Below are 16,026 nucleotides of genomic sequence, written 5' to 3' on the forward strand. Positions count from 1 at the left end.
CATGATCAAACTCTTCAATTTAAGATTTTGTTCGGCTCAATGAATACTGAACATTACATAAGTAATGTTTGAATTGACTGTGCTGAATCCGAAGATTCAATGGTCACTTCGTTTCATTGAAACCTAAATTGTTTCCGAAGAAACTATTTGGATTATCATCAACGAGTGCCCACACAGATTGATAGGTCTATATTGTTAAAGAGCTTGCTTTTCGAGAAGTTTTTCTCTCAAAGCGGAGGTGAATTCTAGCGATTTGGTTGTTAGTGTCAAACACTTTTTTCAACTAATTTTTCGTAGAACCTTTTTACCTCTTCGACCCTGCTGAAGCCTTGTGGCGTCTGCCGTGTCGATGGGTGCGCATTATAGGGATAAGATTTTCTTTGGCAATACTAAAAATGCATTTTTTCTAAAAAAACATGCCAAGTGGATACTTTCCACCCAACCTCAAAATTCCCCCTAAATAACACTCAAGATCTCTACAGCTTACCCACAAAAATCTGTGGATAACTACTCATCACTATCGAAGAAGTAAGAAATGCGTGAACGCGGATTAAGATACTCTTTGATTTTCTCCGGCAATTTAGACGGATGAATAGCGTTAACTATCTTTATATCCTTTGATGCAAGATCAATGATTGGCGCCTGCGTCCTTGGCACTGATGGATCGTAAACCAATACATTTGGGAATAATAGATGCGATGCATTCACTGAGATAACCAAGCCCACCATATTATTGGAAAGCTGAACCACAGTGCCTGGAGGAAACACGCCCATAAACTTAATCAGGATATTCAGGTTTTCTTCTTTATATAGGTGTTTACAGTTCTTATATAAATGAGAGAGTGCGGTATAAGGAATTTTTTGCTCTGAGACTATAGGTGTATGACACAAGTTATCAAATGCGTTAGCTACAGCAATAATTTGAGCAAACTCGTTGATCTCATCTCCTTTCAGACCTTTGGGATAGCCAGACCCATCTCTTAGTTCATGGTGCTGTGCAATCACAACTCTTGCAACTTCGGGAAAACCTTCTATTTGACTCGCAAGGTCTACTCCATATTTGGTGTGCAACTTTAAGTAGTTAGTTTCTGGTTCCGTCAGCGGTGCTTGCTTTCTTAATATTGCGGTAGGAATTTTTATTTTCCCGATATCGTGGAATAGCGCTGAGAATGAAAGCTCTTTCAACTGCGCAGCTGAGTACCCCTTAGCACGGCCAATCATCATGGCGACAACAGCAACGTTCAACGAATGGAAATAAATATCTTCAAACTCATTTTTACCGTTCATCAGGTGTAGAGTGACATTATCATCACACATTAACTTCTCGACGATATCTTCAATAAGAAGCTTCGCTTCATCAACGGCAGCTGTTGGACGATTACGAATTTTCGTCATGACCGAGCGCATACGCGCAAGAGAGCGCTCAAACTCTTTTTCGCACTGGATAACGCGTCGACGATACGCACTTAACTTTTCTATGCGGTTTTGTTTTTCTTGCCAAAGTTTTTGAGTTTCATGATCTAGCGACGCTTCATTCGTTACTCTATCAGCTTGTATCTGGTCGACTGGAAGTGGTGCGGCATCACTTTGCTCTGGATTAAAGTAAACGAACTTTACACCGAGGTGACGGATCATCTCGACTTGTTCTTGATCTTTAATCTTAAAACTATTGAGTAGAAAAGGGTGATCGTTCCACTTTAGCGGAAGACGGATATGTAATCCGGGTTGAATACGATCGACCGTAAGTTTAATGGCTGCCACTTATTCACTACTGATTTACGTTGCCTAAGAGAGTTAGAATACTAGTAAATTTTGTGAATAAATTCATCAGTAAGTATCAAAACATCAGATGGTCATTTCTAATGACTCATTTAATGAGCAAAAGCAAGCTACTTTAAGGTTCGATCTGCTTTGCGTATTTTTAGCTGAGCCTCGAACGTTGGCTTATCTATTATTTCTTGACCTTTGACTAATCCCATTAATGTTTGTACCGCTACACGGGCCATATCACTGATAGGAAAGTGCACTGCCGACACTGTAGGATAAAGGCTTTCACAAAGGTCGACACTGTCAAAGCTAGTTAAAGAGATTTGCTCCGGTACTGAAATATTGTGCTCGTGTAAGTACTGCATTGCACCGACCGTCATTTCCTCACTGCAAGAAAAGACTGCAGTAACTTCAGGGTGTCGTTGTAAAATTGCAGCCATTGCATCATAACCACTTTGCCGACCATAATTCCCTTCTTCACACCAGCTTTCGTCAATATCGATACCTGCGTCCTTCATCGCGTCAACGTACCCAAGCTTTCTTAATAAACTATTATGACGTTGGGATGGACCGGTAATACAGGCGATTTTTCTATGACCACCAGCTAAAAGATGCTCGACGGCAATACGGCTTGCATGATGATGATTAAAAGTAACGCAACGCTCTTCTATTCCTTCAACATAGCGATCCAGAAGAACGAAAGGCGTAGGCTGTTTTGCTAATTCACGTAAATCATCATCTGACAAATAACGACTATGGAGGACATAGCCATCACAACGCAGATCATTAAAACGCTGAATGGCTTCCTTTTCACCTTCTGCAGAATGATGTCCTTGAGCGGTAATCAGAAACTTTTTATGAATATCCAGCTCAGTCTGAACCTGCTCCATCATCTCGCCAAAGAAGCCCCCCGTATAGTAAGTCACCAATAAGCCAACCATATTACTGGATGAGGTTGCGAGTGAACGAGCAATCGCACTCGGGCGATAATTCAGTTGCGCCATAGCTTGCTCTACTTTTTTTCGAGTTTCTTCGCGAAACTTCCCCTCCCCATTAATGATTCGAGAAACGGTAGAGCGATTTACACCGGCGAGTTCGGCGACATCTTTAATCCTTGCCATAATGCTATTGGGTCCAACTGCAATTGTTATTAAATATCCGTTTGTGTAGAACGGCTGCCAGCAATTCGTAAGGTGCTTATAGGGGGCGAAGCTGGCAGCCTTTAATCATACACCGACCATTTGATTGGTAGAAACGAGCTCAGAGTAATCCGTGACAGCTATACCATGTTGAGCTAACTGTTCTTTTAAAATGGGAGAGGTTAGAACTTGTAACTCTAGCTCTCGCTGAAGCGCATAACCACTCTTTAAAATCAGCGCTTGATCGGCCTCTGCCGGGTGGCACATCACCTCAACCAAATCATAGTTTGTCTTTAGACTCAATAAATGCGCCATCAAACCATCTAAACTTACTTTTTGATCGTAAAACTCGTCAGTAAAGACATACCTTGTTGTAATCGATTCTTGACACAAGCCAGTGCCCCGCAGTGGCACTCGGTATTCACTCGCTACCTCTTTAATAACGGGCAAAATTTGAGGGTGAGTATGCGCGTGATGATGGCTATCTAAGTGGCTTAGCTCTAACCCAAGCGATAAAAAATGTTCCACCTGAGCTTTTGCTTCGTCATAAATGACCTGAGTTTCGAAGTCCTGCTTACCCCACAGTTCGTCGTATTTGATAAAATGCGCTCGACCGTTGGTCAAATTAGGGTGCCCAGTTAGAGGCACTCCCGCTGTAAACCTAAGATGAACGCCAATTCTCAAGTCTGGATTATGGCGAGCCAACTCTAAAGCATGTTTCTCAGCATCCATACCGACCATCATGGTGGTTGAATGAACAACACCTTGCTGATGAGCTTTTACGATGCCGTTATTTACACCTCTCGTTAAACCAAAATCATCAGCATTAAAAATGACTTTCATTGGCGCCCTTCCTTAGTACTACAACGTCGTTAGTTTAAATTGAGGTAAATACGGAGCGTTCACCGCTAGGATATCATCCAGAATTGACTTGGCACGACCAATGTCTGGCACCAATGGGTTGTTGGTTAATGCCATGAGCGCTTTGTCATAATTACCTTCCACAGCAGCGTCTATTGTCAACTGTTCATATGCTTTGACTTGATAGAGTAATCCTTTGATATTGTTTGACAGCTCACCAACCGCAAGAGGTTTCGCGCCCCAACTACCAATCACCGCGCTACACTCAATCACAGCATCGTCGGGGAGGCCGTTAATCGCTCCGTTATTTAAGACGTTAACAACATGAATACTATTACGATTGTTATAAATTGAATCAACCAAGTTTAGTGATGCATCTGAATAATAAGCCCCACCCCGCTCTTCTAACTCTTTCGGCTTATGATCGAGATTAGGATCTTGATAGAGCTTGAATAGCGCATTTTCTGTTTCCATTACCTGCTCAGCACGAGTGCCCTTTTCACCCGCGCTTTGTTTCTCTTCAGCGAGCATAGCATCGGTTTGATAGAAATAACGATGGTAAGGACATGGTATCGCCCCCAGCGCTTTTAAAAATGCTGGATCCCACGGTTCTTCCCAGATGTTCTTCATGCTGAAGTTAGCACCATCACCGACTTTCTCTAATACCGTTTGAGTAATATCTTCTCCATTGAGCCATGCTTTGTGCACCCAAACGAGATGGTTTAATCCGGCAAACTCCAGTTGTAGCTCTTTTGGCTCGCACTCCATCATTTCTGCGATCATCATTTCCATCGAAACCGGCACATTACATAAACCAATACTCTTTACTTTGGTGTACTTACTGACGGCTTCAGAGACCAAACCCGCAGGGTTGGTGAAATTGAGCATCCATGCATTGGGTGCCAACTCTTCAATATCTTTACATATATCAAGAATAACCGGGATGGTTCGCAGTGCTTTAGCAAACCCACCAGGGCCTGTTGTTTCTTGGCCGATGACGTCGTATTTAATTGGAATTCGCTCGTCATTAGCACGAGCAGCAAGACCACCCACACGGAACTGCGTCATCACAAAGTCCGCATCTTTTATCGCAGCACGACGATCAAAGTCTGCTTTTATCTCAATCTTTGCACCTGCTTTATCAACCATTCGCTGCGCTAGACCTTTGATAATCTCAAGCTTCTCTGCTCCTGACTCAATGTCCACAAAATGAATCTTCTTAACGGGTAAATATTCTAAGCGCTTAATAACCCCTTCAACCAGTTCAGGAGTATAGCTACTACCACCGCCAATAATGGCAAGTTTGATCGCCTCTCTAGACATTTTTCTCCCCTTATTTGTTCGAGATTTTTTTGTTCAGTGCAACGATTTCTACAGCCATTTCTTGAGCCAAAATCGTGGTCATTAAGTGATCTTGAGCATGTACCATCACTAACGTCATCGGGACTTTCCCTTCCCCCTGATCTTCCTCAATCAACTGAGTCTGAATTAAGTGGGCTTTGTTAATGCACTCTCTTGCTTGAGAGAGCTTCTCCTCAGCCGCATCAAAATCTTGTTCTCTAGATAAACGCAACGCCTCGTAGCTCAAACTTCTGGCTTCGCCAGCATTACAGATGATCTCCATCACAACCAATTCTTGTTCCATCATTTTCTCTCCGAAAATCGGGCCGCGGTAATTGCGGCCCATTAAGCACCGTTAAGCAGTAACACCTTCACCTGAAGGTTGCGTCTCATCCTTAGTTTCTTTCGTCGTTGGTAGTTCTTGCTCCAACATTTGCTTCTCAAACATTTTGAAGAATGGGAAGTAGATAATTAGATCAAGAATCAATAAACCAATGACGAGCAATACTGGAGCAAAGGTCCAACCGCTACCCCACGAAGCACCTATCAGTGCTGGTGTTGTCCAAGGCGTTGTAGCGACCCCCATACCCACAAAGCCGACATGCACAGCAAAGTACGCTATCGTAGCGTTGATGACTGGAGCGAAGACGAACGGGATAAACAAGGTCGGGTTCATCACAACTGGGCTACCGAAGATCACAGGTTCATTGATTTGGAAGAAGCCAGGCACCGCACTCATTCGACCAATACTCTTAAGGTGAACAGAACGGCTAAATGACATCAGCATAACAAGAGCAAGTGTTGCACCAGAGCCACCGATAAAGATGTAAAAATCCCAGAAAGGCTGAGTAAATACGTTTGGAATCGGTTCACCTGCAACAAAGGCTTCGATGTTGGCACCAATGTTGGTCAAGAAAATTGGAGAAAGCAGCCCCACAACAATTGCAGCACCATGGATACCCGCAAACCAAAGTAGTTGGCAAAGCAATAGAGCGCCAATAATGGCAGGCAATGAGTTAGACGCACTAATTAAAGGCTTAAAAACTGCCATGACCGCATCTGGAATCAACATGTCGTACTGGGTTTGCACGAAAAGGCTAAGTGGATATAAGGTAATGAATATCGCTAAGACTGGTAACAGTACTTCAAATGATCGTGCAATCGCCGGTGGAACTTGCTCTGGCATGCGAATCGTAATGTTGTGTTTTTTCATAAAACGGTAGAGCTCTACCGAGAAGAATGCACACATCACAGCAGTGAAGATCCCGGTTCCTCCCATGTGTGACATAGACAACGCGCCATCTTTAGCAGGGGCCGCGATGAGTAAAAAAGACATCAGCGACAATACAGCACTCGTGATCCCATCCATCTTGTAAGCCTTAGCTAAGCTATAAGCAACGCCGAGCGAAACAAAAATGGTCATGATCCCCATCGACATGTTGTAGGGCATCATTATGGTATCAAAATGTGTGGTGGCGAAATCGAGCCAAATTCGACCAAAAGTAAAGGTCGTGTCTTCGGCAAATGGTGGGAATGCAAAAATCAAAATGAAACTACCGACAATAATAAACGGCATTGCAACTATAAAACCGTCTCTCATTGCTCGAACATGGGGCTGATTCCCCACTTTTGCTGCTATAGGGGCTATATGCTTTTCGACTGCGCCTATAATTGCGTCATAAAGCTTCATAGAATCCATCCTTATTTTAGGCAAAAGAATCCCGCATCAAATATTTATATTTGATGTACAGTTATCTTTTTTAATTTAAAACTATGGTTTAGTTAATTAATTCTAATGCTTGCTCTAGTACTTCCTCTCCCTTCATCATTCCATAATGCTGAGGAGAAATCGCATCAATGTTTTTACCATGCTCTTGCGCCGTTTTTCTTAGCTCTTCTAGCTGAAAACGTACTTGAGGCCCGAGAAGGCAAACATCGTACTCTTTAATTGCATCTTCAAATGCATTCACTGACATCGCATCAATTTTGCACTCAATTCCTTTATTTTCAGCAGCTTGCTCCATTTTTTTAACAAGCATACTGGTTGACATCCCTGCGCTACAGCATAAAAGGATCTTTTTCATAGCCTTACTCCCGTTGTGTAAATTTCAACCTGCAAAAACTGTAGCAAAAATAACCAAGACAAAAAAGCGCAACCGGTTGCATTATTCGTGAACACAATCCCAATTTAGAAAATACGACCTGTTTTTTAGTAATTATTTAGGTCTAGGATAAAAGTCAGGAAATAAATTAAGACACTACATTAGGTTTCAAATTATCAATATATTACTACTGACAACGTCGTTATTAATTTCTAAAAAGGAATAGAGAATGAAATTTAATAAATTGGCTATTGCAACGCTTGTAAGTGCCGCACTATCACAATACTCATTTGCTCAAACCGACTCTAAAGGCACCATTTATCTAACGTTTGATGATGGACCAATCAATGCTTCTATTGACGTTATTCAAGTACTTAACCAGGAAGATATCAAAGCGACGTTTTACTTTAATGCTTGGCACTTAGACGGAATTGGTGATGAGAATGAAGACCGTTCGCTAGAAGCCTTAAAGCTCGCATTAGACACTGGTCATATTGTCGCGAACCATAGTTACGATCATATGGTTCATAACTGCGTTGATGAGTTTGGACCTAATAGCGCAGCAGAATGTAATGCTACCGGCGACCACCAGCTTAACTCGTACCAAGATCCTGTTTACGATGCCTCAATGTTTACGGAAAACTTATCTGTGTTAGAGAAGTATTTGCCTAACATTACAAGCTACCCGAATTATAAGGCAACAGAGTTTGCTAGACTGCCCTACACCAACGGCTGGCGCGTGACTAAAGACTTCAAAGCAGATGGATTATGTGCAACGTCTGATGACTTTAAACCTTGGGAACCAGGCTACGTTTGTAATATCAACGACCCATCAAACAGTGTGAAAGCCTCAATTGCGGTACAAAACATTCTGGCTAATAAAGGCTATCAAACACATGGTTGGGATGTAGATTGGGCACCTGAAAACTGGGGGATAGCAATGCCAGCCAACAGTCTAACAGAGGCAGAACCTTTCCTAGGTTACGTAGATGCAGCATTGAACAACTGTGCTCCTACCACCATCAACCCGATCAACTCAAAAGCACAAGAGTTTCCATGTGGTACACCACTCCACGCAGACAAGGTCATTATTCTAACGCATGAGTTTTTGTTTGAAGATGGTAAGCGAGGAATGGGTGCAACCAAGAATTTACCTAAATTAGCGGAATTTATCCGACTAGCAAAACAAGCTGGCTATGTATTCGATACGATGGATAACTACACACCAAACTGGCAAGTTGGTCATAGCTACAACGCTGGCGACTACGTCCTACATTTAGGCACCGTTTACCAAGCAGTGACCAGCCATAACGCACAGCAGGACTGGGCACCTTCCCCAACCTCTAGCCTTTGGACCAATGCTGATCCGGCAACAAATTGGGAAGTGAATGTTTCATATAAAGAGGGAGATGTAGTGACGTACTCTGGCAAACGTTATCTCGTCAACGTCCCACACGTCTCTCAAGCCGATTGGACACCTGACTCACAGAACACCTTGTTCACAGCTCTATAAGCTGTTCCCTACTATTATCATGTAGTAGCTTGCGCGAGGTAATCCCTCGCGCTTTTTTATTTTTAGAAAAGTAAAAATGGAAAGCAGTAAAGAGTGGACTGACTGGGCCTGGCATTCCTGACGCCACGCTGGATTTGAATTCACAAACCCTAGATACAACAAAGCCCCGACTTACGTCGAGGCTTTATCATATGAATTATGGTACCGGTGGGCGGACTTGAACCGCCACGCCCGAAGGCAACGGATTTTGAATCCGTCGTGTATACCAATTTCACCACACCGGCATCTTTGGGCTATTGCCCTTTGATGATTGGCATTATACGGAAGCTTTTGACCTGCGCAAGCAGAAATACCTTAAATAACTATCGTTTGCTGATAATTTCGCCACAAAGTGTGACAAAGCTGTACTGATAAGAAACGTACACTCCATTTCCTACTACTGTTCCAGGTGGAAATGAGTATACGTAACTCTTTTTAAATTCTATTCACTGTAATATCAGAAACATAACCATTCCCGATGCTCGACAAAGCCGTATGGAGCATCTCGGCAGCATCTTCCGCTTGCATGAAGTGACTCGTGTCCATCATGTTGCCGCTTGTTTTCCAGAATTCCGTATCCATTCCACCAGGATAAACCGCGATAATTTTCATTGGCTTTCCTTTTAACTCCAAACGAACCGACTCGATTAATCCTTTGACAGCCCACTTCACAGCACAATACGTAGACTCTTGCGCTTTAGGCTGTTGCGCAGCAGTAGACATAACCATGACCACTTTTATCGGTTGATCTTTGTAACGCTTTACTAACTCTCTTAATACATGAATGGCAGAATTCAGGTTATTATCAATCAGTTTTTGAATCTCTTCCGGTTCCTGCTCTTCCAGTTCGCCAAAATAACCACTTCCTGCACTATGAATGACCATTTCAGGCGGCTGTTTCATCCCATCAAATAGGTGTTTCACATCTTGATGCAGTGAAAGGTTGCAAGCTTGATAGCCGACGTTATGAGAGAGTTGTTTAGCTAATGCGGATAGTTTTTCTGTGTTTCTTCCTATGATATACGTCTCTTTGTCTTCCGCATCATAACGCTTTGCCAGCTCAGCCCCTAAACCGCTACTTGCACCTGTAATTACAATCATGGCTACCTCTTTTCTATCACATACTTTTAATGCATCTATCAATTAAGGTAACAGAATCTTGGTAATTCACACCTCAAGAACACCATTCTTTGAAGCAAGCGGCTTTCTTACTCTCATGATGCATGAAATACCAAGTAGAATGAGGAAGATTTAACCTATGCTTAAGCAAGAATAACTTTCTGAATTTTCTATCGACTTTCGAGTAAGAGCCTAATAGGAGCATACGAATGACTGGGTCAAAATGGCAATGGTTACTGAAGCAAATGACGCGCAAACTGTGGGTTCGCACGTCACTTTATGCCTTGCTTGCTGTCGCCACTGCCCTAATATCCATTGTTTTAAACCAGTTCATTACTCTGCCTCCTGCAATCAACGTCAGTAAGGATTTGCTTAACAACATATTAAATATCCTCGCGACTTCCATGCTTGCGGTGACCACATTCTCGCTCAATATAATGGTCTCAGCGTACAGTGCCGCTAGTGCAGGGGTAACGCCGCGAGCGACAAAACTGTTGATGGAAGACAGCACAACACAAAATGCCTTAGCAACCTTTCTTGGCTCTTTTCTATTTAGTTTGGTAGGAATTATCGCGCTAGGTATTGGGGCCTATCATCAACAAGCACAAATTTATCTGTTCATCGTGACTATCGCCGTAATCGTGATGATCATACTCACTCTGCTACGTTGGATTCAGCACCTTTCCGTACTAGGAAGGGTCAGTGAAACCACTTCATACGTAGAGCAAGCCTTGTTAGATGCGATAAGAAAACGGGGCAAAGAGCGTTGGCTAGGTGCTCACCCATGGAGCCATCCAGAACATAAACCCAGAGGAAGCAAGCCTATTTTCAGCCAAGAAATTGGCTACTTACAGCATGTTGATATGCATCATCTCGATAGTATTGCCGAAGCAAACCAATGCACTATCTATCTTGAACGACAACCAGGAAGCTTTGTGTATGTGAGTCAACCATTGGCTTGGGTTTGTGGAGCGTTGCCAGACGAAAACGAAATAACGGCAGCCTTCACGATTCGAACGGAGCGTTCCTATGATCAAGATCCTCGTTTTGGATTAGTCGTAATGGCGGAGATCGCCTCACGAGCTCTCTCCCCCGCAGTGAATGATAACGGTACCGCGATTGATGTTCTTGGGCGTTCTGTACGAGCGCTTTCATTATGGGGAGAGTTACTCAGCGAACCTCCCACCAAGACTCGATACCCTAGGCTATTTGTGCCCGCATTAAGCTGCCAAGATTTATTTGATGATGTCTTTTTGCCAATCGCGCACGATGGTGCAGCGCAACTCCAAATACAGATTCGCCTACAAAAAGCCTTGCTAGCTCTCTCTAGTATGCACCCCAAGTTGTTTTTATCACCTGCAACCAAGCTATCAGAAAAAGCTTTAGAGCTCTCCTTGAGCCAGCATTATACCGAAGATGAGAAACACCAACTCTCTCATCTGTCTAATCTAGTTACAGACCAAAAAGCTAATGGTTAGGCAAGTAAAATTCAGTTGAAATAGGTTACCGAAAGGCCTTGTACATCGTGATATGTGTTCATAACACACAGCAGAAAAGTCACTTCGTTTATGCATAATTAAAGACTCTGTGCGTTAGGTCTCTTTTCTCTTGGTGAGGGAATCTATATTCTGACGCACAATTTTTAAGGTAAGTGATGGAATAATGACGACGTCTACAACTCTTCCACCTGCTGGTCTCTTTCGTCGACTTGCAGCGTTGATTTACGACACATTGATTATTATCGCAATTGAAATGATGGCCGCAGGTATTGTTATGGCCGTTGTATTTGCACTAAATGCAGCAGGGCTGTTGAGCTATGGCGAGTACGCAGATGCCGCTGATATGCTCGGAAAGCACCCTGTATTAAGCCCTCTATTTACACTGTATCTTGCGGTTGTGTGGATATACTTCTTTGTCTTCTTCTGGACGCGAGCAGGGCAAACACTTGGGATGCGCGCTTGGAAACTTCGAGTTCGCAATGCCAAAGACGGTGCTCCGATTACAGTCACTCAAGCCCTGATTCGCATTGCAACATCTGGCTTTGGTTTGGCAAACCTGACTGTGCCGATTGATCCCAAGAAACGTGGTTTCCACGACATTTGGGCAAAAACAGAGGTTGTTGTGTTGCCTAAGGCAAACTAACTTATCCGGGAATACAAAAAAGGAAGGCATAATGCCTTCCTTTTACATTTAGTCCGATGAAACATGGTTTATTCGGTGATACTTCAGCTACAGCTTTCTTCTCAGCAGCGCAATCGCAATGGCTAAGAACACCAGACTCGGAGCCAATGCACCAAACACTGGGGATATGCCATATACCAAGCTTAATGGGCCAAAGAACTCACTGGATATATAAAAAGTAAACCCGGCAACCACGCCCGACAATACCCTTGCCCCCATGGTCACACTTCTGAGTGGACCGAAAACAAACGATAGCGCCATCAACATCATCACGGCAATTGAAAGCGGCTGTGTCAACTTACGCCAAAACGCCAATTCATAGCGAGACGCATCTTGCTCTGATGCTTTCAGATAGGTCACGTAATCATACAAACCGCTCAGTGATAACTCTTCAGGCTTTACCGTCACCACAGCTAGCTTATCTGGAGCCAATGACGTATGCCATTCCACCTGTTCGATGTCTTGCTTCGAAATCACGTTTTCATTTTTCATATCCGTGATTTGTACGTCGCGCATCAACCAGTTGTTATCTTGTTGATAGTCGACTTCTTCGGCGAAAATAACTTTTTGTAGATTCTTATCATCATCAAAACGCCACATATTTAAAGCATAAAGCTTGTCGTCTTCGACTTTACCTATAAAGATAAAGTCGTTTGCGTCACGAGCCCAAACTCCAGAACGAACTGAGACAATACTACCTCCCGATATCGCAAACGCACGTAAGTCACGCGCCATCTTTTGTGCTTCTGGAGCGCCCCATTGCCCTAACGTCATAACGATAAGCATAAGTGGCACCGCCGTTTTGAGCACGGATAACCCGATATCCAACTTTGAGAAACCAGCAGCTTGCATCACCACCAGCTCAGAGCTTGACGCCAACATACCCAAACCAATAAGGGCACCGAGTAATGCCGCCATTGGGAAGAACATTTCGATATCACGCGGCACACTCAGCAACACAAAGTACAACGCATGAGTGAGGTCATACACGCCTCGCCCTACTTTACGTAACTGTTCTACGTATTTGATGATGCCCGATAAGCCAACAAACGTCGCTAAAACCAAGGCAGTGGTAGAGATGATGGTTCTACCGATGTAAAGGTCTAAGATTTTGAACACAGCTTACGCGAGCCTCTTCTTACGGAATTTGTCTTTTATTCGTCGAGCAGCAACGCTGTCCATCATATTGGCCATGATTGCGACAATCAGTAACATCGCATTAATTGGCCACATGCCGATTGCCGCCGGAATGTCACCATCTTCTAATGCAGATTTTGTTGCACTAATCGCCAGGAAATACGCTAGATAAATAAGAATCGCGGGCCCCATTTTGGCAAATCGTCCCTGACGCGGATTCACCGCCGACAAAGGAATAACCAGCATCGTTAAGAGTGGAATACACACAAATAACGAAATTCGCCATTGCAGCTCTGCTTGTGCTTCTGGGTCTGGGTGTCCAATCAAATCAACCGTTGGGTACGCTTCCCAATCTCGCCCTTTCTTTTTGACCTCACGCTGGCCGATAACGCCTTCGTATTCATCGAATTTTGTGATCATATATTCAACGCGAGTAGGCACACCTTCATAACGCGTGCCTTCTTTCATGGTGATGACCTGACGGCCGTCCGACAGTTCTTTTACTTCACCAGAGGACGAGAACATCACACTCGGCAATACTGAATCTCTCGGGCGCATCTGCGCGACAAAAACGTTGCTCAATGTATTGTCTTTAATGTCATCGATGAAGACAACCGATGAACCATCTGGCGTGCCTTGGAATTGCCCTTTCTTTAGCAAGTCAACGCTGTTTTCTGCTGCCACTTGTTCATAAAGTTGCTCAACACGGTCTTGAGACCACGGCGATAACCACAATGCATTGAAAGCCGCCACAGCAGAAGTAATCAGTGCTAAGTACAAGGCCGCTTGTACCAGGAATTTGTTACCAATACCTGTCGCGTTCATAACGACAATTTCGCTCTCTGCATACAGGCGACCAAAGGTGATCAGTATGCCGATATACAGACTCAAAGGCAGCATTAACAACCCCATTGCTGGCATATTCAAACCAACAATCGAGAAAATCAATCCAGCAGGAATATCCCCATCAGAAGCATCAGCAAGAACACTTATGAATTTCTGGCTTACAAACACCAAAAAAAGTACGAAAAAAATCGCAAATTGGCTCTTGAGTGTTTCGCGGATCAAATATCTAACAATAATCACGCTGAAATTACCTATACAAAACTTGTTTTTTTGGTCGAATCACTATAGTTTCCCGTTGAACCATTTATTTTTTTAAAAATTATAAACTAGATGTTAGTCGCTTAATCAGCTCTGCATGTAAGCCTGGAGCTAAAATTCAACAAGTAAGCGATCATTATCTAACATTTAGAGCAATTTGTCTTCAGGATGTAGGAGTACGCATGGAGTTCAGTGTAAAAAGTGGCAGTCCAGAGAAACAACGTAGCGCATGTATCGTTGTTGGTGTGTTTGAACCACGTCGCCTTTCTCCAGTAGCCGAACAACTTGATAAAATCAGTGACGGTTACATCAGTTCACTACTTCGCCGTGGTGATCTAGAGGGTAAACCTGGTCAGATGCTGCTACTGCATCAAGTACCAGGTGTTTTGTCAGAGCGCGTTTTACTTGTCGGTTGCGGCAAAGAACGTGAACTTGGCGAGCGCCAGTACAAGGAAATCATTCAAAAGACGATCAGCACGCTTAACGAGACAGGCTCAATGGAAGCGGTATGTTTCCTAACTGAACTGCATGTTAAGGGTCGCGATACATACTGGAAAGTACGCCAGGCTGTAGAAGCGACTAAAGATGGTCTATACACATTTAATCAATTCAAGAGCGTTAAACCTGAGACTCGCCGCCCACTGCGCAAGCTTGTTTTCAACGTACCAACGCGTCGTGAATTAAACTTGGGTGAAAAAGCAATCACTCATGGTCTCGCTATCGCATCAGGTGTCAAAGCCTCAAAAGACCTTGGCAACATGCCGCCAAACGTAGCTAATCCAGCTTACCTTGCTTCTCAAGCTCGTCGTCTAGCGGACGATTACGAAACCGTAACCACCAAAATCATTGGTGAGCAAGAGATGGAAAAACTGGGTATGACCTCTTACCTAGCAGTCGGTCGTGGTTCTAAAAACGAATCTATGATGTCTATCATCGAGTACAAAGGTAACCCTGACTCAGATGCAAAACCTATCGTGCTTGTAGGTAAAGGTCTAACCTTCGATTCAGGCGGTATCTCTCTAAAGCCGGGTGAAGGTATGGATGAGATGAAGTACGACATGTGTGGTGCGGCATCGGTATTCGGTACAATGAAAGCGCTAGCGAAGCTAAACCTACCAATTAACGTTATTGGTGTTCTAGCAGGCTGTGAAAACATGCCTGGCAGCAATGCTTACCGTCCAGGTGATATCCTAACGACAATGTCTGGTCAAACTGTAGAAGTTCTGAACACGGATGCAGAAGGTCGTCTTGTTCTTTGTGACGCACTGACTTACGTAGAGCGTTTCGAACCAGACTGCGTGGTTGACGTTGCAACCCTAACTGGTGCTTGTGTTATCGCACTAGGTCACCACATCAGTGGCGTTATCTCTAACCACAACCCTCTTTCTCATGAGCTAGTTAACGCTTCAGAGCAAGCGAGTGACCGTGCATGGCGTCTACCAATGGCAGATGAGTACCACGAACAGCTGAAGAGCCCGTTTGCGGATATGGCAAACATTGGTGGCCGCCCTGCTGGTACTATCACTGCGGGTTGCTTCTTATCTAAGTTCGCGAAGAAGTACAACTGGGCTCACGTCGATATCGCAGGTACTGCGTGGAAATCAGGCGCAGCGAAAGGCTCAACGGGCCGTCCTGTCTCAATGCTTGTCCAATTCCTTTTGAACCGCAGCGGCCAAGAGACAGAAGAGTAATTTCTGAACAAAATCTAAAAGGGCCGCAAGGC

General features: G+C 43.8%; 14 protein-coding genes and 1 tRNA gene. 4 read left to right on the forward strand and 11 right to left on the reverse strand.

The features are described from left to right. Positions 1-507: 507 nt before the first annotated feature. The 7 genes from L3V27_RS20825 to L3V27_RS20855 form a co-directional block, all read right to left on the reverse strand. Positions 508-1,761, reverse strand: coding sequence for an HD-GYP domain-containing protein (locus L3V27_RS20825; RefSeq protein WP_237312657.1), 1,254 nt, complete (start codon positions 1,759-1,761; stop codon positions 508-510). Positions 1,762-1,889: 128 nt separating this feature from the next. Beyond that, positions 1,890-2,888: a LacI family DNA-binding transcriptional regulator gene (locus tag L3V27_RS20830; RefSeq protein WP_006742369.1), complete on the reverse strand. Its 999-nt coding sequence runs from the start codon at positions 2,886-2,888 to the stop codon at positions 1,890-1,892. Between the two features lie 105 nt (positions 2,889-2,993). After that, on the reverse strand, positions 2,994-3,749 hold the full coding sequence (gene chbG, locus L3V27_RS20835) for a chitin disaccharide deacetylase (RefSeq protein WP_237312659.1): 756 nt from the start codon (positions 3,747-3,749) through the stop codon (positions 2,994-2,996). Between the two features lie 18 nt (positions 3,750-3,767). Further along, positions 3,768-5,090: a 6-phospho-beta-glucosidase gene (locus L3V27_RS20840; RefSeq protein WP_005397437.1), complete on the reverse strand. Its 1,323-nt coding sequence runs from the start codon at positions 5,088-5,090 to the stop codon at positions 3,768-3,770. A 10-nt stretch (positions 5,091-5,100) separates the two neighbouring features. Continuing rightward, positions 5,101-5,412: a PTS lactose/cellobiose transporter subunit IIA gene (locus L3V27_RS20845; RefSeq protein WP_031780628.1), complete on the reverse strand. Its 312-nt coding sequence runs from the start codon at positions 5,410-5,412 to the stop codon at positions 5,101-5,103. Between the two features lie 51 nt (positions 5,413-5,463). After that, on the reverse strand, positions 5,464-6,798 hold the full coding sequence (locus tag L3V27_RS20850; RefSeq protein WP_167713413.1) for a PTS sugar transporter subunit IIC: 1,335 nt from the start codon (positions 6,796-6,798) through the stop codon (positions 5,464-5,466). A gap of 88 nt (positions 6,799-6,886) precedes the next feature. Continuing rightward, the gene (locus L3V27_RS20855; RefSeq protein WP_025767645.1) at positions 6,887-7,192 is read right to left on the reverse strand and encodes a PTS sugar transporter subunit IIB; all 306 of its coding nucleotides are present in this window, start codon (positions 7,190-7,192) and stop codon (positions 6,887-6,889) included. Positions 7,193-7,439: 247 nt separating this feature from the next. Between L3V27_RS20855 and L3V27_RS20860 the strand changes: the two genes are divergently transcribed. Beyond that, positions 7,440-8,723 (forward strand): carbohydrate-binding protein, encoded by a 1,284-nt coding sequence (locus L3V27_RS20860; RefSeq protein WP_046873617.1) that lies wholly within the window; start codon positions 7,440-7,442, stop codon positions 8,721-8,723. Between the two features lie 199 nt (positions 8,724-8,922). Here the strand turns inward: L3V27_RS20860 and L3V27_RS20865 are convergent. Both L3V27_RS20865 and L3V27_RS20870 read right to left on the reverse strand, forming a co-directional pair. After that, positions 8,923-9,007, reverse strand: a tRNA-Leu gene (locus L3V27_RS20865). A 190-nt stretch (positions 9,008-9,197) separates the two neighbouring features. Beyond that, the gene (locus tag L3V27_RS20870; RefSeq protein WP_109170278.1) at positions 9,198-9,863 is read right to left on the reverse strand and encodes an SDR family NAD(P)-dependent oxidoreductase; all 666 of its coding nucleotides are present in this window, start codon (positions 9,861-9,863) and stop codon (positions 9,198-9,200) included. Between the two features lie 227 nt (positions 9,864-10,090). Between L3V27_RS20870 and L3V27_RS20875 the strand changes: the two genes are divergently transcribed. Together L3V27_RS20875 and L3V27_RS20880 are read left to right on the forward strand one after the other, a co-directional pair. Then, entirely contained in the window at positions 10,091-11,359 is a 1,269-nt protein-coding gene (locus L3V27_RS20875) for a DUF2254 domain-containing protein (protein ID WP_104970976.1), read from the forward strand. A gap of 184 nt (positions 11,360-11,543) precedes the next feature. Next, a complete protein-coding gene (locus L3V27_RS20880; protein ID WP_005397453.1) occupies positions 11,544-12,023 on the forward strand; it encodes an RDD family protein in 480 nt (159 codons plus the stop codon). 87 nt (positions 12,024-12,110) lie between these two features. Here the strand turns inward: L3V27_RS20880 and lptG are convergent, their stop codons facing one another. Next, on the reverse strand, positions 12,111-13,181 hold the full coding sequence (gene lptG, locus L3V27_RS20885; protein ID WP_237312661.1) for an LPS export ABC transporter permease LptG: 1,071 nt from the start codon (positions 13,179-13,181) through the stop codon (positions 12,111-12,113). Between the two features lie 3 nt (positions 13,182-13,184). After that, positions 13,185-14,285, reverse strand: coding sequence for an LPS export ABC transporter permease LptF (gene lptF / locus L3V27_RS20890; RefSeq protein ID WP_006742363.1), 1,101 nt, complete (start codon positions 14,283-14,285; stop codon positions 13,185-13,187). A gap of 200 nt (positions 14,286-14,485) precedes the next feature. Between lptF and pepA the strand changes: the two genes are divergently transcribed. Continuing rightward, a complete protein-coding gene (gene pepA / locus L3V27_RS20895) occupies positions 14,486-15,994 on the forward strand; it encodes a leucyl aminopeptidase (RefSeq protein ID WP_005397459.1) in 1,509 nt (502 codons plus the stop codon). Positions 15,995-16,026 lie beyond the last annotated feature (32 nt).

Source organism: Vibrio sp. J2-3(2022) (assembly GCF_021725735.1).
GTDB lineage: Bacteria > Pseudomonadota > Gammaproteobacteria > Enterobacterales > Vibrionaceae > Vibrio > Vibrio diabolicus.